This window comes from Achromobacter sp. ACM03 (genome assembly GCF_014851665.1).
In the GTDB taxonomy this organism is placed as follows: Bacteria; Pseudomonadota; Gammaproteobacteria; order Burkholderiales; family Burkholderiaceae_B; genus Achromobacter; species Achromobacter aegrifaciens.
In genome coordinates this window covers 164,624-184,358 of the sequence record NZ_JACVAD010000010.1, presented here as the reverse complement: position 1 = coordinate 184,358, position 19,735 = coordinate 164,624, and the positions used below count along the sequence as shown (strand labels likewise).

Below are 19,735 nucleotides of genomic sequence, written 5' to 3'. Positions count from 1 at the left end.
GGTTCTGCTGGTATCTCTTTGTTACGCCTTATTCCTCGCTGCGGTATGCTACTGACCGCTATTGATCCGAAGCGAGGAGAACAACATCATGACGCAGACCCCCCGCAGCGCTGTGCGCCGCGCCCTGTTGCAAGGCGCCGTGGCGCTGGCCGCCACCCTGCCTTTCGGCGCCCCGGCGCTGGCCCAGGCCACCGATTTCCCGACCAAGCCGTTGCGCTTCGTCGTGCCTTACCCGCCTGGCGGCCCGCTGGACACCATGGCCCGCATGCTGGCCGAGAAGGTGCGCGGCTCGCTGGGCCAACCGGTCATCGTGGAGAACCGTTCGGGCGCGGGCGGCAACATCGGCGCCGACCTGGTGGCCAAGGCGCCGGCCGACGGCTACACGCTGGTGATGGGTGCGGTCGCGACCCACGCCATCAATCCCTGGCTGTTCGCCAATCTGCCGTATGACCCGGTGAAGGACTTCGCGCCGGTGACCATCGTGGCCTCGGTGCCCAATGTGCTGGTGATGAACGTCGAGTTCGCGCAGAAGAACAAGATCGAGAAGCTGGCCGATCTGATCGACTACGCCAAGAAGAATCCGGGCAAGCTGAACTACGGTTCGGGCGGCAACGGCAGCGCGGGCCATCTGTCGGGCGAGCTGCTGAAGGCGCGCGCGGGGATCAATGTCGAGCACATTCCTTACCAGGGCGCGGCGCCTGCGCAGTTGGCGCTGCTGTCGGGACAGTCGGATTTCATGTTCGACAACCTGGCGGCTTCGGCGCCGCTGATCAAGGACGGCAAGGTCAAGGCATTGGCCGTGACGACTGCCAAGCGTTCTTCGCTGCTGGCGGATGTGCCTACGGTGGAAGAGTCGGGGATTAAGGGCTTTGACCTGGGGACCTGGTTCGGGGTGTTCACGACGGGCGGCACGCCGGCGCCGGTGGTGGCTAAGCTGAACAAGGCTTATGCCGATGCTATGCAGCAGGCGGATGTGAAGCAGCGCTTGTTGACGATGGGGTCTGAGGCTGCGCCGATGACGCCTGAGGCGTTTGCTGAGTTCGTTAAGGGGGAGAAGGCGAAGTATCAGGAGATTGTGAAGATCTCGGGGGCTAGTTTGAATTGATGTTTGTTTAGCGCCGGGTGGTTCTTTAGACGCCCGTCGCGTCGGCGGCCCGCGGTGTGCGGGGCTGCGATTGCGGTCCGGAGCGTTCGCTCCGGACTTGCCTCGGCGGCCCCCCCTTCGTCATCTTCGTCACCGCCTGCGGCGGTTCCTTCAGATTCCCTCGGGCTTATCGACGCCCCGCACACCGCGGGCCGCCGACGCGACGGACTCCGGCGGTTGAAACTTGACGTCGGCTGGGGCGATTGGGGTTCTTCTGGTTCTTGCCGACATCTGTGTGGGGGGCGTGTCTTGCGGGGCCCGCCCCAGGCCGGCCGCGCGGGCGGCCTTTTGGGGCTTACGCGGTGGCTTGCGTCGTGATGCTGTGTGCGTTGCGCTTTGCGGTGCGGCTTGTGGTCTATGCTGAGAGTCCTTGCTTACTGACCAGAGGGCGTCATGCACCTGCAAGCTGCCATTCCCATTCTGCGCATTTTCTCCGTCGAGAAGGCGCGTGAGTTCTATCTGGATTTCCTGGGGTTCGAATGGGACTGGGAGCATCGCTTCGAGCCGGGCATGCCGCTGTATGCGCAAGTGCATCGCGGCGACCTGACGCTGCACCTGAGCGAACACCACGGCGATGCCACGCCTGGATCCGCGGTGTTCGTGCGGATGCGGGGCGTGGACGAGTTCCAGGCCGAGGTGAATGCCAAGGGCTATGGCTATATGCGGCCCGGCGTGGAAGAGATGCCGTGGGGGCGGGTGATGGCGGTCATCGATCCGTTCGGGAATCGGCTGAGTTTCTGCGAATCATCCGACTAGACGCCCAGGTAGCGCTGCGCGAGTTCGGGCTGCGCGGCGAGCTCGGCGGGGCTGCCTTGCCAGACCACGCGGCCTTTTTCCAGGACGTGGTGGCGGTCGACGAGCGTCGCCATTTCCTTCAGGTTCTTGTCTATCACCAGGATGGTCTGGCCTTCTTCCTTCAGGCGGCGCAGGCAGTTCCAGATTTCGTGGCGGATCAGCGGCGCCAGGCCTTCGGTGGCTTCGTCCAGGATGAGCAGGCGCGGGTTGATGAGGAGGGCGCGACCGACGGCGAGCATTTGTTGTTCGCCGCCGGACAGCGTGCGGGCGGATTGGGCGCGGCGCTCCTTCAGGCGCGGGAACAGGTCGAAGACGCGGCCGACGTGCCAGCCGGCGCGGGTGTTGCGGGCAGTGGCGATCAGGTTTTCTTCCACCGACAGCGAGCCGAAGACGCGGCGGCCTTCGGGTACCAGGCCTATGCCCAGCTGGGCGATGCGGTGCGGGGCCTGGCCCGCGATGGGTTGGCCGTCGAGCAGGATGCTGCCGCCCTGGGCGGGCAGCATGCCCATGATGGTCTTGACGGTGGTGGTCTTGCCCATGCCGTTGCGGCCGATCAGGGATACGACCTGGCGCGCGGCGATGTCCAGGTCCACGCCGAACAGCACTTTGCTCGCGCCGTAGCCGGCCTGCAGTTGCTTGAGTTGCAGCATCAGTCCTCCTCGCCCAGATAGGCGGCGCGCACGTCGGGATGGTGGCGCACCTCGTCCGGCGTGCCTGTAAAGATGGTCTTGCCGTAGACCAGCACGGTGATGCGGTCGGCCAGGGCGAAGACGGCGTCCATGTCGTGTTCGACCAGCAGGATGGCGTAGCGGCCCTTCAGCTCCTGCAGCAGGGCGGTCATGCGTTGGGATTCCTCGGCGCCCATGCCGGCCATGGGCTCGTCCAGCAGCAACAGCGAGGCATCCAGCGACAAGGCCATCGCCAGTTCCAGCTGGCGCTTTTCGCCGTGGGCCAGTTCCGAAACCCGTACGTGGGCGCGGCCGCTCAGGCCGACGCGTTCCAGCGCCTCTCTGGCGGGTTGGCGCAGTTGCGGCAGGCGGCGGGCGTTCTTCCACAGGTTGAAGCCGCCGGGGCTGTGCGCCTGCACCGCCATGGCGACGTTGTCCTCGGCGCTGAAGGCGGGGTAGAGCTGGCTGATCTGGAACGAACGCGCCAGCCCGGCCGCGGGCCGCTTGTGGGCGGGCATGCGGGTGATGTCGCGGCCATCCAGCAGGATGTCGCCCGAGTCCGGCAGGATCTCGCCGCTGATCTGCGACAGCAGCGTGGTCTTGCCCGCGCCGTTGGGGCCGATGAGCGCATGCAGTTCGCCGGGCCGGACCTGCAGGTTGACGCCTTGGGTCGCGCGCACGGCGCCGAAGGATTTCTGCAGGTCGCGGATTTCCAGCTTGGGATGATCAGTCATGGTGCTTGCCTCCCACCAGCCAGCCATAGACGCCGCGCTTGCCGAACAGCACCACCAGCACCAGCACAGGCCCCAGGATCAGCATCCAGTGTTCGGTCCAGGCGGTGGCGACCTGTTCCAGGCCCAGGTACACGGCCACGCCCAGTACGGGGCCAAAGATGGACCCCATGCCGCCCAGGATCACCATGGCCATGAGTTCGCCGGACTTCTGCCAGGAAGACATGTCGGGGCTGACGAAGAGCGCGTAGTTGGCCCACAGGGCGCCCGCCAGCCCGGTGCCCGCGGCCGACAGCACGAAGGCGGTGAGCCGGTAGCGCAGCGGTGCCAGGCCCAGTCCGATACTGCGGCGCGGATTCTGCTTGATGCTTTGCAGCGCCATGCCGAAGGGCGAATTGACGATGCGGCGGCAGGCCAGGATCCATGCCGTCATGAGCGCCAGGCAGACGTAATAGAAGGCGGTGGGGTTGTTCATGTCCAGGCCGGGCAGGGTGTTGCGCGTGTCGATGGACAGGCCATCGTCGCCGCCGTAGACCATCAGGCCGACCAGGATGAAGTACAGCATCTGTCCAAAGGCCAGCGTGATCATGATGAACTGCACGCCCGAGGTCCGCAGCGACAGAAAGCCGACCACCAGGCCGGCGAGAGCGGCGGCAGCGATGGCCAGCGGCCACATCACCAGCGCCGCGTTGCTGCCGCTCCAGCCGAACAGTGTGTCGCCCTGGCTCAGGTGAAAGCCCGCGATGCCGATCACATAGCCGCCCAGCCCGAAGAAGGCGGCATGGCCGAAGCTGACCATGGCGCCGTAGCCCAGGATCAGGTCCAGGCTGACGGCGGCGATGGCGTAGATGAGAAAGCGGGTCATCAGGTTGATCAGGAAGCTCTCGCCCGTGGCCGACGCGATGGCCGGCACCAGCACGAACAGCAGCAGTCCAATCGTGTTGACGATGGTTTTTCTGGTCATGGGTATCGTTCCTATCGCTGCGCGGGCACCAGGCCGCGCGGCTTGAACAGCAGCACGATGGCCATCAGGATGTAGATGCTGGCCGAAACCAGGCTGGAACTCGCCGAGTCCGACAGCTCCGGCGGCAGCAGCCGCGACATCCAGAACGGGATGTAGGCGCGCCCCAGCGCATCGGTCATGCCTATCATCAGAGAACCGACCAGCGCGCCGCGCACCGAACCCACGCCACCCACCACGATAACCACGAAGGTGGTGATGAGGATGCGCTCGCCCATGCCGATCTCCACCGCCAGGAGCGGCGCGGCCATCACGCCGGCAAAGCCGCAGAGCAGGGCGCCTAGCGTGAAGATCAGCGTGAACAGGCGCTGGATGTTCACGCCCAGCGCGTCGACCATTTCGCCGTCGTCGGCGCCCGCGCGTACCAGCATGCCGACGCGCGTGCGCGAGATCAGCAGCCACAGCCCCAGCGCCACCAGCACGCCAGCGCCGATAAAAGCCAGCCGCATGAGGGGATAGTTCAGGCCGGGCAGGATCTCCACCGAGCCCGACAGGAAGGGCGGGATGTCCATGAAGGGCGGGCTGCGGCCGAACAGCACCGTCACCATCTCGTTGGTGAACAGCGTCAGGCCCAGCGTGGCTAGCACCTGGTCCAGGTGGTCGCGGCGGTACAGATGGCGGATCACCAGCAACTCCACCACCAGGCCATAGAGCGCCGCGCCCGCCAGCGCCGCCAGCAGCGCGGCCAGGAACGATCCGGTGGCCGCCGCGGCGCTGGCCGCGCAGAACGCGCCGACCATGTAGAACGAACCGTGCGTCAGGTTGATGACGTTCATGATGCCGAACACCAGCGTCAAGCCCGCCGACAGCAGGAACAGCAATGCGCTGTACTGCAGGCCATTCAAGACCTGCTCCAGGAACATCAGCATTGGGGACTCCTAGTGGAGTGGGCCCGGCGGACTGCGCGCAATCCGCCGGGCGTCGTGCGGACTTACATCTTGCAGTCGGCGGCGTGCACGTCGGTATGGTCGCGGGCGATGACCTTCAGGTTCTTGTAGACCAGCTTGCCGTCGGGGCCGGCCTCGACGTGCAGCAGGTACCAGTCCTGGATCGGGTGCTGGTTGGGGCCGAACTTGAACTTGCCGCGCACGCTGGGGAAGTCGGCGCGGCGCAGCGCGTTGCGGAAGTCGTCAGCGCGGCCGGTGATGTCGCCGTCCACGGCCTTCAGTGCGGAGCCGATCAGGTTGGCGGTGTCGTAGGCCTGGGCCGCATAGGCGGTGGGCGCGCGGTTGTAGGCCTTGGTGAAGGCTTCGACGAAATGCTTGCTCTGCGGGTTGTCGAGATCCGCGCTCCACAACGAGCTCAGGTAGAAGCCCTTGCCGGCATTGCCGGTCGCGGCCAGCATGCGGTCGTCCATCGAGTAGATGGGCGTGATCATGCGGATCTTGTCGGCCAGGCCGGAGTTGGCGAATTGCTTGGTCAGGTTGATGCCCGCGCCGCCGGGGTGGAACTGGAAGATGGCGTCGGGATTGAGCGAGCGGATGCGCGCCAGTTCCACCGAGAAGTCGGCCTGTTCCAGCTTGGTGTAGATCTCGTCGGCGATCTCGCCCTTGTAGGTGCGCTTGAAGCCGGCCACCGCATCGCGCCCGGCCTGGTAGTTGGGCGCCATGATAACCACGCGCTTGGCGCCCAGCTCGTTGGCGGCAAGGCCCGCGGTGTCGGCGTAGGAGTCGTTCTGGAACGCCACCGAGAAGTAGTTCGGGTTGCAGGCCTTGCCGGCGTAGTTGGAGGGGCCCGCGTTCAGGCTGACATAGAAGCCGCCCGCGTTCAGCACGGTCGGCCCCACGGCCGCCATGACGTTGGAGAAGTTGATGCCCGTGAACAGCCGCACGCCGCCCTGCACCATCTTGTCGGCGATCTGCTTGGCGTTGGCGGGCTTGAGCGCGTCGTCCTCCACGCGCACATTGACCGGCACGCCGCCGAGTTTGCCGCCGCCTTCCTTGACCGCCAGCATGAAGGCGTCGCGCTCGTCTTCGCCGATGTAGCCGGCGGGCGTGGACAGGGTGCCGATGAAGCCGATGTCGACCGGCTTTTGCTGCGCGCCGGCCGCGAACGCGGTCAGCGCAAGCACGAGGGCGGCGCTGCCGCGGATTGCGGTTTTTCTCATGGTTGTCTCCTTGGGTGCCTGCAATTTTTCTATTGAGAGGATTGCCCCGCGAGGCAGTTTTCCACCTTCCAGCCGTACAGCCACTGCAACGCGTCGTAGAACTGGGACTGGCTGCGGCCGGTCCACAGCATGTTGCGCACGGTGCGTTCGACGCCCCGCGCGTGATAGAGCCTGCCCATTTCGCGGGTGGACCACACCACCCGCGCGCTGCGCGGGATGCGGACGGATTCGTACAGGCGGAACGCGGCCTCCAGGTCTTGGCCGCATTGCTTCACGGCTTCGCCCAATGTCACCGCGTCCTCCAGCGCCATGCAGGCGCCCTGAGCCATGTATTGCGTCATGGGATGGGCGGCATCGCCCAGAATGGTCACGCGCCCCTGGCCCCAGCGTTCCACGGGCTCGCGGTCGGCGGTGGCCCAGCGCTTCCAGGACGTGGGGCGGTCCAGCATCTGGTGCGGACGCGGGTGGATGCCCTGGAAGTAGGACAGCACTTCTTCCTTGCTGCCCTCGCGCACGCCCCATTCTTCCTGTTCGCGGCTGTGGAAAGTCACCACCAGGTTGTATTGCTGGCCGCCGCGCAAGGGGTAGTGCACCAGATGGCAGTGCGGGCCAGCCCACAGCACGGGGGCGTTGATGCGCAGCTCCTCGGGCATGTTCTCGCGTTCGACCACGGCGCGGTAGACCACGTGGCCGGTCACGCGCGCCGGGTCGCCTACCATGCGTTCGCGGATCACGGACTTCACGCCGTCAGCGCCTACTACGGCGTCGGCGCGATAGCGGTTGCCCTGGGTGTCCACGACTTCCACGCCCTTGTCGTCCTGCGACATGGAGGCGATCTGGGTGGAGGTGCGAAAGCTGATCAGCGGATTCTGCTGCACGGCCTCCAGGATGGACAAGTGAATGTCGGCGCGATGGATCACGGCATAGGGGCCGCCGAAGCGCTCGCGGAAGGCCTCGCCGGTATCGATGCGCACCACTTCGCGGGCGTCCACCGCGTCCATCATGATGATGTGGTCGGTAAACACGGCGCGGGCGCGCGCGGTCTGGCCCACGCCCAGGGCGTCCAGCGCCGCGAAGGCGTTGGGACCGAGCTGGATGCCGGCGCCGATTTCGCCGATGTGCGCGGCCTGCTCCAGCAGCTGCACGGCGATGCCTTGCCGGGTCAGCGCCAGCGCCGCGGCCAGGCCGCCGATGCCGCCGCCCACCACGATCACGGATTTATCGGTTTGCGTTGCGTTCATGTATGGCCTCCGCGCCGTTCAGTCCTGGCCGCCCAGGAACACGCCTTGTTTCACCAGCTGCGCCTGCAAGGCGGAAATGGGCACGTCACCGGGGGCGATGCCGGCGCGCAGCGCCATGGCAGCCGCCGTGCCCGCGGCCTCGCCCATGACGAAGCAGCTGCCGCTTACGCGAGCCGCCGACTGGCCTTCGTGCGTCATCGAGGCGCAGCGCCCGGCCACCAGCACATTGCCCGCCACGCCCGGGGCGCGTTTGGGCACCATCATGCGGAATGGCAGCTGGTTATAGCCGCGGGACTCGGGGATCGGCGGCCAGAGCCATTGCACGTCGCCGGCCGTGTGCATTTCCAGCGGCCAGCCATTGACGCCGATGCTGTCCGGAAAGTCGGCGCAGCCCAACACGTCTTCCTTGCTCAGAACGGCCTCGCCCACGATGCGGCGGGTCTCGCGGATGCCCAGCTGCGGCGCGATGTCCAGCACATAGGCGTTCTCGAAGCCCGGCACCTTGGCGCGCAGGAAGGCGAGGTATTGCACGATCTGGCGGCGGCCTTCGAGTTCGCCGGCCGACAGGGAATCGGCGTCGGTGCCGTCGGCCGCGCTGCCGTCGGCGTTGGCCAGCTGGGTCACGTTGACCCGCCACTCGTAGTCGTGTTTTTGCGGGCGCACGATGGCGCCGCGGCGCGGGAAGGTGAATTCGCCGCTGGCCGCGGCCTGGTCCATCAGCTGGGGGATGGTCTTCCAGGCTTCCTGCGCGCGGGCGCCGTCGACATTGCCGACCTTGAACATCAGCGTGGGATAGAGCATGCCGCCGTGCTCGTCGCCTTTCTCGAAGGGCAGGCCGCCCCATTGGGCGATATCGGCGTCGCCCGAGCAATCGATATAGACCTTGGCGCGCACGGCGCAGCGGCCGGACTTGGTTTCCAGGAAGAGCGCATCCACGTTGCCGTCGGCGCCGCGCGCCAGGCCGGTGGCCAGCGCATGGAACAGCACCTGTGCGCCGCTGGCCTGGACCAGCCCGTCGGCGGCGCACTTGAAGGCCGAGATGTCATAAGCCTGGGCGTGGACCTTGCCCAGGATCAGGTGAGGCTCGTTGAGCCCGTCCATGGCGCGCATGCGGTCCAGCAGGTCGTCCGTCATGCCGTGGACCACCTGGCGGATGTCGCCCCGGATGTTCGCGTGCAGGCCGCAGAAGTTGGATACGCCGGCCGCCGTGCCCATCCCTCCCAGGAATCCGTAGCGTTCCACCAGCAGCACGCTGGCGCCGTTGCGCGCGGCGCTGGCGGCGGCCAAGAGGCCGGCGGGGCCGCCGCCCAGCACGACGACCTCATATTCGCCGTAGAGCGGAACCTGGCGGGCGGGTTCGGTGATGAGCATCCCGTGTTCTCCTTGTTTGGGTTGCGCGGCGTGGCCGGGCGCCGGTTTACTGGCCCTTGATGCCCAGCTTCTTGATGAGCGGCTCCCAGCGCTTGAGTTCGTCGTCCATGTAGGCGCGGAACTCGGCGGGCGTGGTGCCGGCGGGATCCATGAACTGGGCCTGCAGGCGCTTGGTGACCTCGGGATCACGGATGGCCTGGATCAGCGCGTCGGACAGCTTCTTCTGGATGTCGGCGGGAACCTTGGACGAGATCACGAAGCCGATCCACGCCGAGCCCTCGATGCCCGGCACGCCGACTTCGGCCAGCGTCGGGATGTCGGGCAGCAGGGCCGAGCGCTTGGACGAGGTGACGGCCAGGGCCTTCAGGCGTCCATCCTTCACCATGGGCATGACGGCGATGGGCGGCAGCGCGGCGAACTGCGTGTCGCCGGACAGCAGCGAGGTCAGCGCCGCGGGCGACGAGGGATAGGGCACGTGGGTGGCGCGCGCGCCGGTCTGCTGCAGCATCAGTTCCACGGCCAGGTGCGACACCGTGCCGGCGCCCGTGGAAGGGAAGTTGTATTTGTCCGAATTCTTCTTCAGCGCTTCCAGCAACTGGCCGATGTTGTCGATGCCGGCCGAGGCGGGCACGACCAGCACATTGGGCTGGTGCACCGCCAGCGTCAGCGGCGCCAGGTCGGTTGCCGGCGCATAGGGCAGTTTGTCGAACAGCAGAGTATTGTTGACCAGCGGGCCGGTAATGGACACGCCGAAGGTATAGCCGTCGGGCTTGGCGTTGGCGATGGCATAGGTGCCGATGTTGCCGCTGGCGCCCGGCTTGTTCTCGATGACGATGCTCTGGCCCAGGATGGCGCCGGCCTTTTCGCCAACGATGCGCGCCACCTGGTCGGGGCTGGAGCCCGGGCCGAAGGGCACAATGGCCTTGAGCGGCTGGGCCGGCCAGGCCTGGGCCTGCGCGGCGGCCAGCGGCGCAAGCGCGGCCAGTCCCAGGATCAGGGCATGTGCGGCGATACGGCGCGCGTAGGGCTTATGCATGGGTGTCTCCGAGATCCTTCATGGTGTTGAAATAGGTTTGTTCGTTGGCGATGAAGGCCGCGACCATGGCGCGATAGGTGGCGTCCACCACCTGGTCCAGGTTGGCGAAACCCTGGTTGTGGCGTTCGGCCAGCAGGCGCGCCTTTTCGAAGACCTGGGCCTGGCGGGCCGGGGCGCTGACCTGGAAGGCGTCGCGCTTGAAGCGCGCGGCGTCCTTCACGTACATGGCGCGTTCGGCGATCAGGCGCACGATCTCATCGTCCAGCCTGTCGATGTTGGCGCGCACTTCCGCCAGGTTGGCGCATAGCGGGCGGTAGGCGGGATCGGTGTATTCGCGCAGCGGCGCGCCCTGGGTGTCGGGTTCCTGGTTGCTCACTTGGTGTAGTCCGGTTGCTGGGTGGGAGCCGCCTGCTGGAAGGCGGGCTGCGCATTGCAGTGTTCATAGACGCGCATGGCGCGCGGATAGGCCGACAGGTCGCAGCCCATGCGCTGGGCGTTCGCCATCTGCGGCACCAGGCAGCAGTCCGCCAGGGTGGGCGCGTCGCCGTAGCAGTAGGCGCCATGGCCGTGGCGCGCCAGCAGCGCTTCCACAGCCGTCATGCCCTCGCGGATCCAGTGGTGATACCAGGCGTTCTTCTGTTCTTCGCTGGCGCCCAGCACGTCCTGCAGATAGCGCAGGATGCGCATGTTGTTGACGGGGTGGATGTCGCAGGAGATGGCGTCGGAAAGCTCCAGCACGCGGGCGCGCTCCAGCGTGCCGGCGGGGATCAGGCGCGGCTCGGGATGGGTGGCGTCCAGGTAGTCGACGATGGCCAGCGACTGCGACAGCTGGGTGTCGCCATCGATCAGCAGGGGCACGCCCGCGGAAGGATTCTTGGCCACGTAATCCGCCGCGCGCTGCTCCTGCTTGCGCAGGTTCACAGGCAGGTACTCGTACGGCAAACCCTTGAGCGCCAGCGCGATGCGCACGCGATAGGAGGTGGAACTATTGAAGAAGCTGTGCAGTTGCATGCGGGTTCCTGGAAGGTTCACACCATCTGCACGCTGAGCGTGCCCAGGCCGTCCACGCCGCCGACCATCTTGTCGCCGCGCACCACCGGACCCACGCCTTCGGGGGTGCCGGTGTAGATCAGGTCGCCGGCTTCCAGGCGGAAGTACTTGGACAGGTAGGCGACGGTTTCGGCGACGGACCAGATCAGCTTGCCGATGTCGCTTCTTTGCTTGTCGGCGCCGTTGACCTGCAGCCAGATGGCGGCCTGGTCGATGTTCTTGACCGCCCCGGCAGGATGCAGGGGGCCGATGGGCGCGCTCAGGTCGAAGGCCTTGCCCAGTTCCCAGGGCCGACCGGCTTCGCGCATCTTCATCTGCAGGTCGCGGCGGGTCATGTCCAGGCCCACGGCATAGCCCCAGACGTGCTGCAGCGCGTCGTCGACGGCGATGTTGGCGCCGCCCTTGCCAATGGCCGCCACCAGTTCGATCTCATAGTGCAGATTGGCGGTCTCGGAAGGATAGGGCAGCGACAGGGTGCTGCCTTCAGCCACCGGCACCACGGCGTCGGCCGGTTTGCAGAAGAAGAACGGCGGTTCGCGGTCGGGGTCGAAGCCCATTTCGCGGGCATGGGCGGCATAGTTGCGGCCGACGCAATAGACGCGGCGCACAGGGAAGCTGTCCTGGCTGCCGGCAACGGGCACGGCGATGGGAGCGGCGGGGTCGAAGACGAAAGACATGGGTCACCTTTGAGGAATGCGGGGCGGGGCCTGGCGCGGCCCCGGCCTGATACGGAAGTGGAGGGAGCGCGCCGGCCTTTAGCCGACGCGCGCTTCGCGCCACACGCCCAGCGCGTCCTGCACGGGGCGGTCGGAATAGCTGAACAGGGTGGCGTCGTCCAGCGCGGCCAGCTGCACGGGCTGCCAGGACGGCGCGACGAAGACGTCGCGCGGGCCGAAGTGGAATTCCTGGTCGCCGATGCGCGCGGTGCCGCGGCCTTCGACCACGCTGTAGACCGTGGAGTCGGTGCTGCGGTAGGTCTTGCCCTGGAATCCGGCGGGCAGGAACTGCATGAAGGTCGCCATGGTCGGCATGGGGTAGCCGCCGGTGGCCGGATTCAGGTAGCGCAGCTTCACGCCGTCCCAGGGGTCCAGTTCGCCGTGGCGGTAGAGCTGGTCCAGGGCTTCGCGGCTGCGTTCATAGGGGTAGTTGAAGATGGGCGATGTGCCGCTGGAGGTTTGGTGGCGCACGGGCGCCATGTTGTGGCCGTAGCGCGCCATGCTGTCGCCCTCGGGGCGGGTCACGGGTTGTGTGGCCGAGGGATAGTTTTCGGCGAAACCCGCGTCCAGGAAGCGCAGCAGCGGAATGTCCAGGCCGTCCAGCCAGACCACTGGCTCGCCGCCTTCGGCGGTTTCGGCGTTGCCATGGTCATGCCAGGTCCATGACGGTGTGATGATGAAGTCGCCGGGGTGCATGGTGGTGCGTTCGCCGTTGACCGCGGTGTAGGCGCCGCGGCCTTCGACGATGAAGCGCAGCGCCGACTGCGTATGGCGGTGGCTGGGCGCGATTTCGCCAGGCAGGATCAGCTGCAGGCCCGCATACAGGCTCTGCGTGATGCTGGCCTGGCCGGGCAGGCCGGGATTCTCCAGGATGAGCACGCGCCGCACGGCTTCTTCCGCCGTGATGAGCGAGCCGGACGCCATGACGTCGTCGCGCACGTCTTCGTACTTCCAGATGGCGGGGACGCAACGCGGCGCGGGTTCGCGCGGCACCAGGTTGTGCAGCGACTCCCACAAGGGAGCCATGTGTTTTCTGGCGATGCGTGCGTAATAGGCGGCGCGGTCCGCGCCGGGGGTGTGACCGTCGGGCATGCTTGTCTCCGGAATGTCCGGCTGGCGCCGGCTTCGCGTGGCCGCCGCGTGGCTCGCGGCTGGTCCTGATATGGAGACGATTATGCGTAAGGAGCTATGTGTTTTGAAATGAATTTATCTTATTATCCATACCAATAAGAATATACATAGACGAGACGAGGGCCTGCATGGACTGGACCCACCGGTTGCGCCTGCGCAATCTGAAAATGCTGCTCAGCCTGGCCCAGACCCGCAACATCAGCCATTCGGCGGCGATGCTCAATACGACGCAGCCGGGCTTGTCCAAGTGGCTGAAGGATCTGGAAGACGACATCGGGCTGCCGCTGTTCGAACGGCACGCGCGCGGCCTGCGGCCCACGCCGCACGGCGACGTGCTGATCGCGCATGCCCAGCGGGTGGAGGCGCAACTGGATCGCGCCAGCGCGGACATGGCGGCCTTGCGCGAGGGCGGCGGCGGCCGGGTGGTGATAGGCGCGTCGGGCGCGTCGGCGTCGGACACCGTGCCGCTGGCGGTGATGAAGCTGCTCGAGCGCATGCCGCAGGCCCGCGTGAAGCTGGTGGAGGGTACGACCGACCAGTTGCTGGCGCAGTTGGCGCAGGGCGACCTGGACATCGTGGTGGGGCGTTCGGCGCCGGAGCATCACGACCCGGCGATCCGCTTCGAGGCCCTGTACCTGGAACCCATCCACCTGGTTGCGCGGCCGCGCCATCCGCTGTTCGCGATCGAGCAGCCCTCTTGGCCAGACCTGCTGTCTTACCGCTGGATCCTGTGGCCAAAAGGCACGCCTATCCGCAATGCGGTGGACGCGGCGCTGGCGGCGGCGGGCCAGGCGCCGCCGCCGGACCACGTCGAATCGAATTCGGTGACCATCAATCTCACGTTGATCAATAACAGCGACATGATCGGGGTGGCTTCGCACCGGGCGGCGCTGCGGTTTTCGCAGATGCGGGCGATGCGGATCATTCCGGTGCGTCTGTCGGGCTTCGGGTCGGTGGCGATGTACTGGCGCGAGGATGCGTTCCGTCCGATCGCGGTGCAGGAGGCAATGGCGGCCTTGCGCAGCACGGTGGCGGAACATGCGCCGGGCGCGGCGAGGGCATGATGGATGCGCCGCGGGCGGGCCTGAACGCGTTGATCGCGCAGTGCCGCAAGCTGGAGGCGGCGCTGCCGGATCAGGACCAACCGGCTGCGTCGGCGGCGATGCATCGCTTCGTGGCGGAGATGGATGCGCGTCGCGCGCCGCCGGGGATGTGGTCGCCGCTGGTGTTGGCGGTGTTGGTGATGACAGGCGGGCTGGGCGTGGGGATAGGTTTGCTGAGCCTGCTGCTGCGCGGCGCGGGGCCGGCGTTGGCGGCGTTCGCGCTGGTGCTGGTCTGTGCGGCGACGGCCCTGGCGTTGGCCATTGGCGTGGTGGCCTTCATGGGCGGGCATGCATTCGGCCTGGTGGTGCTGAAGCGGCTGGCCTTGGGCTTGATTGCTGTCGGCTTCCTGGGCGTGATCGCGTGGACGCAGGGAGATGTTCGGGCGGTGGGGCCGGTGGTGGCTTTGCTTGGCGGGTTGGGGGCTTGGCTGGTGCTCAATAGCAATGGGTTTTATGTGTTTGCGGGGTATCAGATGGCGCGGAGGTATATGGAGCGGCGGGGGTGATGGTTTGGTTTTTGAGGCTGTGGGTTCTTGAGGAGGCTGTGGGTTCTTAAGGCGCCCGTCGCGTCGGCGGCCTGCGGGGCGCGGGGCAACGATTGCGGTCCGGAGCATTCGCTCCGGACTACCCCTTCGTCATCTTCGTCCAGGCCTTCGGCCTTCCCTTCAGATTCCCTCGGGCTTATCGACGCCCCGCGCCCCGCAGGCCGCCGACGCGACAGGCTCCGATGTATGAATCTTCACGGGCGCTGGGGCGGTCGGTGTGTTTGGCATTCTCGCCACGGCTAGTGGGTTGGGGCGTGTCTTGCGGGGCCCGCCCCAGGCCGGCCGCGCGGGCGGCCTTTTGGGGCTTACGCGGCGTTTTGCGTCGCGTGTTGGCGCTGCGCGCTGGTGGTGAGTGCAGCTGCTGGTTGGTGAATTCGGGTATGTGGGGCGTTGACGCGCGTCGGTTGGCCAACAATCTTCATTTCAACGTCAGTGCCGGACGGGCGGCCTACGAAGCACCCGGTGCGACGGAGCAAGCCTCAACCCTACTCCGACAACGGATCCTGAAACTGCGAACACTTCACCTGCACCAGCCTCCGATCCTGCAATCGCAAAGCCGTCAGCGACCCGCCCCAAACGCACCCCGTATCCAGGCAGATCACGTCCGGCCGCTGCAGCAACCCCAGCGTAGACCAATGCCCGAACACCGTCGTGACGTTCCGCGTGGCGCGGTTGGGTACGTCGAACCAAGGTACCAGGCCGGTCGGCCAGGCGCCCGGCGTCACCTTGGTGGCGAATTCCATGTGGCCATTGGGCGTGCACAGGCGGATACGTGTCAGCGCGTTGATGATGACCCGCATGCGCTTGCCGCCCTTGTGGTCTTCCTTCCACGTGGCCGGCTCGTTGCCGTACATCTTTTGCAGCGCCTTCTGCCAGTTCGGCCCGCGCAGGGCGTCCTGGACTTCGCCGGCCAGCGCCAGCGTCTTGGCCACGTCCCATTTGGCCAGCGTGCCGGCATGGACCAGCAGGTGGTTCTGTTCGAAGTGGGCCAGCGGGCGAAAGCGCAGCCAGTTGATCAGGTCGGCCGCGTCCGGCGCGCGCAGGACGTCCTCGAGCGTGTCCGATTTGGACGGCTTGCGTACCCCCGCGGCGGTGGCCAGCAGGTGCAGGTCATGGTTGCCCAGCACCGAGGTCGCGCGGTCGCCCAGGTCGATGATGCGGCGCAGGGTTTCCAGCGATTCGGGACCGCGGTTGACCAGGTCTCCGGCGAACCAGAAGCGCGACTGGGGGTCGCCGACCAGTTCGGGGTGGGACAGCAAGCGATCCAGCGGCGAGCAGCAGCCCTGCACGTCGCCGATCATCCAGATACTGCCGTTCATGCGGGACTTTTGCTCCAAGGCCAACGTTGTTGCGCGATCCGCGTGATGGTGTGGCGGTACTCCATGTAGCCCATGGCGCCCAACGCCACGATCATGGCGCCGATGTTCGGACCCAGGGCGGTCAGCCAGGCCGGCCATTTGCCCAGCATGCCCACGTTCAGGGCCAACTGGTTCAGCATGAAGAAGCCTACGCCCAACAGGATGCCGATGAAAACCTTGGCGCCTACGCCGCCGCGGCGTGTCTGCATCAAGCCGATGGGAGCGGCAATGGTGATCATGACCAGCAGGGTGAACGGATACGCCAGTTTGCGCCACAAGGCGACGACCTGTCGACCATATTGCAGCTGGTTGTTGCGCAAATAGTCCACATAGTCCAGCAGCGTGGCGATGGACATGCGTTCAGGGGTCAGCACGCGGGCCAGCAGGCGCTCGGCGCTGAGCGTGGTGTCGATATTGCGCTCGGGCACCTTGACCACGGTGGCGGGCGGGTTCTTGGGCGGACGCGCGTTGGCCAGCGCCTCGGCGGCGTCGTCGTCCAGCCGGGTTTCGGTGACGTCCTTGAGCAGCAGGTCGCCCTGCGTGAACAGGCCGGTCGGCGCGGTTGACAGGGCGGACAGCGTCTGGTCTTTCTTGAATTCGTAGAGGATCACGGAGTTGACCTGCCCGTCGCCCTTGAGTTCGCCGATGTTGATGATGCGGGTGCCGCCGTTGGCGGTGGGTTCCTTGAACCAGTAACCGCTCTTGAGGCGGTCGCCGCCGGCCTTGCCGCGGAACAGCAGGTTGGCCTCGCCGGATTTGATTTCGGCCCAGGGCGTGACGTACTCGGACAGCAGGCCCGCTCCTATCATCAGCGGGATCGTGACGATCCAGAGCATGCGCAGCAGCTTCATGCCGCTGACGCCGGATACCCGCAGGATGACCAGTTCGTTGCGCTGGGCCAGCCCCGCCAGCGCCAGGATGGCGCCGATCAGCAGGCCGATGGGCAACAGGTCGTAGAGACGGGTCGGGATCGCCAGGGCCTGCATGTACAGCAGGGCCATCATGGAGAACTTGTCGCCGACGTTGTCCAGATCGTCCACCAGCGCGAAGAACGTGAAAAGGCCCAGCAGGGCCATGAGGACCACTGCGCAAGAGCGATAGATCTCGCGGGCCAGGTAGCGACGTGCGGTACGCATGAAGAAAAGGAGGAACGCCTAAACCCGAAAGCTTAACAAATCCCGCCGCTCAGGGTGGGGCCGGAGGGCCGGATCCGTGTCAGGGGATGTCGACCATCTGCATCCGCCGCGTCAGGACGCCGACCCGGGAGTTCAGGTACCGGGTATTGCGGTGGGCGTCATAGAAGCGCGGGTTGGGCAGCATGGCCGCCAGCCGGGCCGACTGGCTGGCCCCGAGGTTGGCGGCGGAGGTATTGAAATAGTGCTTGGCGGCGGCCTGGGCGCCGAACACGCCTTCGCCCCATTCCGCCACGTTCAGATACAGCTCCAGGATCCGTTCCTTGCTCATGACGTGTTCGATCATGTAGGTGAGTACGAGTTCCTGGCCCTTGCGGATGTAGCTGCGGGAGCTGGACAGGAACAGGTTCTTGGCCAGCTGCTGTGTGATGGTGGAGCCGCCGCGCATCTTGCTGCGACCGGCTTCCTGTTGCTTCTGGTTGTATTCCCAGGCCTTGCGGATGGCGTCCCATTCGACGCCGTCATGTTCAGTGAAGTTGGAGTCCTCGGACGCCACGACCGCGCGCTTGAGGTTGCGGTTGATCTTGTCGTAGGGCACCCATTCGTACTTCAGCTCGAAATCGGGGTTGCCGTCGCTCAGGCGGGATCGTTCCTCGCGCATGATGGCGCTGCTGCCCGGGGGGCGGTAGTTGTACCAGACCACCTGGGCGAACAGCCAGAACTGATAGAGCAGCACCAGGCACACCAGCGCCATCAGCGCGCCGCTGATGATCCGGAACCAGGAGCGGCCCTTGCGCGTCGCCATGCCGTCTATTGCCCGGCCTTGAGCGCCTCGCGCAGCGCGGCCAGCACGGGGGCGGGGTCAGGACGCACGCCATGCCAGATGTAGAAGCTCTCGGCCGCCTGACCCACCAGCATGCCCAGGCCGTCGGCCGCAAGTGCGGCGCCGTCGGCTTGGGCCTGTTGCATGAAGGCGGTGGGCTGGGCGCCGTACATCATGTCGTAGGCGGCCGCGCCGGGCGCATAGAGGCCCGGGGGCAGGTCCGGGGCGGCGTTCTGCAGGCCGCTGGCGGTGGCGTTGATGACCAGGTTCCAGCCGCCGGCAAGGGCGGCGTCCGCCAGGCTGCCGCCCGTGACCGCCGTCTGCGGCGACACGCCGCTCTCGCGCCAGGAAGCGGCCAGTTCTTCCGCCTTGGATGCGGTGCGGTTGACGATATGGATGCGGGCGCAGCCGGCTTCGGCCAGCGGCTGCAGCACGCCGCGGGCGGCGCCGCCCGCGCCGACCAGCAGCACGGACGCCCCGGTCAGGCGCACGCCCAGGCGCAGCAGGTCGGACACCAGGCCCACGCCATCGGTATTGCAGCCATGCCAGGCGCCGTCGCGCCAGGACAGGGTGTTGACCGCGCCGGCGAGGCGGGCGCGGCTGGACAGGCGGCCGGCAGCCAGGGCATAGGCGTCCAGCTTGAAGGGCACGGTTACGTTCAGGCCCAGCCCGCCTTCGGCGACGAAGGCGGCGACCGCCTGGGCGAAGCCGTCCACCGGAGCCAGCAGGCGCTCGTAGCGCAGTGGCTTGCCGGTCTGTTCGGCAAACATGGCGTGGATCTGGGGCGAGCGGCTGTGCGCGATGGGGTTGCCGATGACGGCGTATCTGGCGAGAGGGAGCGCCTCGGTCATGGGGCTTGTGTTTCCAGGGTGTCGTTGACGAAATGCCAGGTGCGGGTGATGACCAGCACGTCCGTGTCGCGCGCGATATCGGGCGGGAACGGCGGGAAGGGGGCGGCCAGCTGGACGATGCGGCGGGCCGCCTGGTTCAGCACGGCATGCGGCGAAGGCTGGTCGATCTCGACGTTGGCGATGCTGCCGTCGGCGCGCACCGACACCGTGATACGCAGGGATCCGTAGATGCGGCCGCGGGCCTCGTCCGGGTAATGCTGGGTGCCGACCGTTTCGATGCGGGTGCGCCAGGCGTCGAGGTAGGCGGCGTAGCGCGAGGCCTCGGCGGAAGGCGCGACGAATTGCTTGCGCGGTTCGGCGCTGTATTGCTGGACCCGCGCCGCCAGGGCGGCCACCTGGGCGCTCTGGATGATGCTGGCCTGGTCCTCGGCGTCGCGGCCGAGGTCGGCGCCGTCGGGCCAGGGGTTGACGGCCTGGCGCTCGGCGCCAGCCTTGTCAGCGGCGCGCAGCTGGGTCATCAGGCGGGTCTGTTCGGCTTCCAGCTGCACTTGGCGGCGCCGCATGGCCTCCAGCACGATGGTTTCGGCCGATTCGCCGGTGCGGGGCAGCGGGGTGGTGGACATGCCGCGTTCGGCGTTGCCGCCGCCGGTCATCTGGTTCTGGGCTTGCGCGCGCGGGGTTTCCGGGGGCGTCTCGCTGCGGGCATTGAGCAGCACGACTTCCAGGCTGGTGGCCGGCGGGCGCGAGAGCGCGGGCGCGCCGAAGCGCCACGCCAGGGCGCCGGCGTGCACCAACAGCGATATCGCGATGCCGATGCGCAGGTAATGCTGGGCGGGTGCGCCCAGCCACCGCAGGTAACGGCTCAGCGAGGAGGGGGAATCAGCGAGGCGTTGCACCTGCGCATTGTAGAG

Annotated in this window: 21 protein-coding genes; 4 read left to right on the top strand and 17 right to left on the bottom strand. The window is 66.9% G+C overall.

The annotated features are described in order from the left end of the window. Window positions 1–88 precede the first annotated feature (88 nt). On the top strand, window positions 89–1,105 hold the full coding sequence (locus tag IB257_RS29470) for a tripartite tricarboxylate transporter substrate binding protein (protein WP_054458959.1): 1,017 nt from the start codon (window positions 89–91) through the stop codon (window positions 1,103–1,105). A 432-nt stretch (window positions 1,106–1,537) separates the two neighbouring features. After that, window positions 1,538–1,900 (top strand): glyoxalase superfamily protein, encoded by a 363-nt coding sequence (locus IB257_RS29465; protein WP_054458962.1) that lies wholly within the window; start codon window positions 1,538–1,540, stop codon window positions 1,898–1,900. On the opposite strand, the gene IB257_RS29460 is transcribed toward IB257_RS29465, so the two are convergent. The 12 genes from IB257_RS29460 to gtdA form a co-directional block, all read right to left on the bottom strand. Further along, complete coding sequence (locus IB257_RS29460; protein WP_054458964.1) at window positions 1,897–2,589, bottom strand: ABC transporter ATP-binding protein; 693 nt, start codon at window positions 2,587–2,589, stop codon at window positions 1,897–1,899. The two genes, IB257_RS29465 and IB257_RS29460, sit on opposite strands and share 4 nt — an antisense overlap. Continuing rightward, window positions 2,589–3,341 carry an ABC transporter ATP-binding protein gene (locus tag IB257_RS29455; protein ID WP_054458966.1) on the bottom strand — a complete coding sequence of 251 codons (753 nt, stop codon included), beginning with the start codon at window positions 3,339–3,341 and terminating at the stop codon, window positions 2,589–2,591. Before IB257_RS29455 ends, IB257_RS29460 begins: the two co-directional genes overlap by 1 nt. Next, on the bottom strand, window positions 3,334–4,302 hold the full coding sequence (locus tag IB257_RS29450) for a branched-chain amino acid ABC transporter permease (protein WP_054458968.1): 969 nt from the start codon (window positions 4,300–4,302) through the stop codon (window positions 3,334–3,336). The genes IB257_RS29455 and IB257_RS29450 overlap by 8 nt, the downstream gene beginning before the upstream one ends. A gap of 11 nt (window positions 4,303–4,313) precedes the next feature. Then, entirely contained in the window at window positions 4,314–5,228 is a 915-nt protein-coding gene (locus IB257_RS29445) for a branched-chain amino acid ABC transporter permease (protein ID WP_082401347.1), read from the bottom strand. A gap of 62 nt (window positions 5,229–5,290) precedes the next feature. Beyond that, window positions 5,291–6,466 carry an ABC transporter substrate-binding protein gene (locus IB257_RS29440; RefSeq protein WP_192493203.1) on the bottom strand — a complete coding sequence of 392 codons (1,176 nt, stop codon included), beginning with the start codon at window positions 6,464–6,466 and terminating at the stop codon, window positions 5,291–5,293. 29 nt (window positions 6,467–6,495) lie between these two features. Then, window positions 6,496–7,707, bottom strand: coding sequence for a 3-hydroxybenzoate 6-monooxygenase (locus tag IB257_RS29435; protein WP_054458972.1), 1,212 nt, complete (start codon window positions 7,705–7,707; stop codon window positions 6,496–6,498). An 18-nt stretch (window positions 7,708–7,725) separates the two neighbouring features. Beyond that, window positions 7,726–9,078, bottom strand: a complete 1,353-nt coding sequence (locus IB257_RS29430; protein WP_119450290.1) for an FAD-dependent oxidoreductase — start codon at window positions 9,076–9,078, stop codon at window positions 7,726–7,728. A gap of 46 nt (window positions 9,079–9,124) precedes the next feature. Beyond that, complete coding sequence (locus IB257_RS29425; RefSeq protein WP_192353462.1) at window positions 9,125–10,114, bottom strand: tripartite tricarboxylate transporter substrate binding protein; 990 nt, start codon at window positions 10,112–10,114, stop codon at window positions 9,125–9,127. Next, entirely contained in the window at window positions 10,107–10,490 is a 384-nt protein-coding gene (locus IB257_RS29420) for a chorismate mutase (protein WP_054458979.1), read from the bottom strand. Before IB257_RS29420 ends, IB257_RS29425 begins: the two co-directional genes overlap by 8 nt. Beyond that, complete coding sequence (gene maiA, locus IB257_RS29415; protein WP_054458981.1) at window positions 10,487–11,125, bottom strand: maleylacetoacetate isomerase; 639 nt, start codon at window positions 11,123–11,125, stop codon at window positions 10,487–10,489. The genes IB257_RS29420 and maiA overlap by 4 nt, the downstream gene beginning before the upstream one ends. 17 nt (window positions 11,126–11,142) lie before the next feature. Next, window positions 11,143–11,841, bottom strand: a complete 699-nt coding sequence (locus IB257_RS29410; RefSeq protein ID WP_119450292.1) for a fumarylacetoacetate hydrolase family protein — start codon at window positions 11,839–11,841, stop codon at window positions 11,143–11,145. Window positions 11,842–11,919: 78 nt separating this feature from the next. Further along, window positions 11,920–12,972, bottom strand: coding sequence for a gentisate 1,2-dioxygenase (gene gtdA / locus IB257_RS29405; protein ID WP_054458986.1), 1,053 nt, complete (start codon window positions 12,970–12,972; stop codon window positions 11,920–11,922). A gap of 167 nt (window positions 12,973–13,139) precedes the next feature. Here gtdA and IB257_RS29400 point away from each other — a divergent pair, with 167 nt between their 5' ends. Beyond that, entirely contained in the window at window positions 13,140–14,075 is a 936-nt protein-coding gene (locus IB257_RS29400; protein WP_054458988.1) for a LysR substrate-binding domain-containing protein, read from the top strand. Continuing rightward, on the top strand, window positions 14,075–14,620 hold the full coding sequence (locus IB257_RS29395) for a hypothetical protein (RefSeq protein ID WP_054459011.1): 546 nt from the start codon (window positions 14,075–14,077) through the stop codon (window positions 14,618–14,620). Before IB257_RS29400 ends, IB257_RS29395 begins: the two co-directional genes overlap by 1 nt. Before the next feature lie 524 nt (window positions 14,621–15,144). On the opposite strand, the gene IB257_RS29390 is transcribed toward IB257_RS29395, so the two are convergent. The 5 genes from IB257_RS29390 to IB257_RS29370 form a co-directional block, all read right to left on the bottom strand. Then, window positions 15,145–15,978 carry a symmetrical bis(5'-nucleosyl)-tetraphosphatase gene (locus IB257_RS29390; RefSeq protein WP_054458990.1) on the bottom strand — a complete coding sequence of 278 codons (834 nt, stop codon included), beginning with the start codon at window positions 15,976–15,978 and terminating at the stop codon, window positions 15,145–15,147. Further along, window positions 15,975–17,153 carry an LPS export ABC transporter permease LptG gene (gene lptG, locus IB257_RS29385; protein WP_054458992.1) on the bottom strand — a complete coding sequence of 393 codons (1,179 nt, stop codon included), beginning with the start codon at window positions 17,151–17,153 and terminating at the stop codon, window positions 15,975–15,977. Before lptG ends, IB257_RS29390 begins: the two co-directional genes overlap by 4 nt. 79 nt (window positions 17,154–17,232) lie before the next feature. Continuing rightward, window positions 17,233–17,955: a monofunctional biosynthetic peptidoglycan transglycosylase gene (gene mtgA, locus IB257_RS29380; protein ID WP_054458994.1), complete on the bottom strand. Its 723-nt coding sequence runs from the start codon at window positions 17,953–17,955 to the stop codon at window positions 17,233–17,235. Between the two features lie 5 nt (window positions 17,956–17,960). Next, window positions 17,961–18,824 (bottom strand): shikimate dehydrogenase, encoded by an 864-nt coding sequence (gene aroE, locus IB257_RS29375; protein WP_192330159.1) that lies wholly within the window; start codon window positions 18,822–18,824, stop codon window positions 17,961–17,963. Further along, a complete protein-coding gene (locus IB257_RS29370; RefSeq protein ID WP_119450721.1) occupies window positions 18,821–19,720 on the bottom strand; it encodes a TonB family protein in 900 nt (299 codons plus the stop codon). The genes aroE and IB257_RS29370 overlap by 4 nt, the downstream gene beginning before the upstream one ends. Window positions 19,721–19,735: the final 15 nt, after the last annotated feature.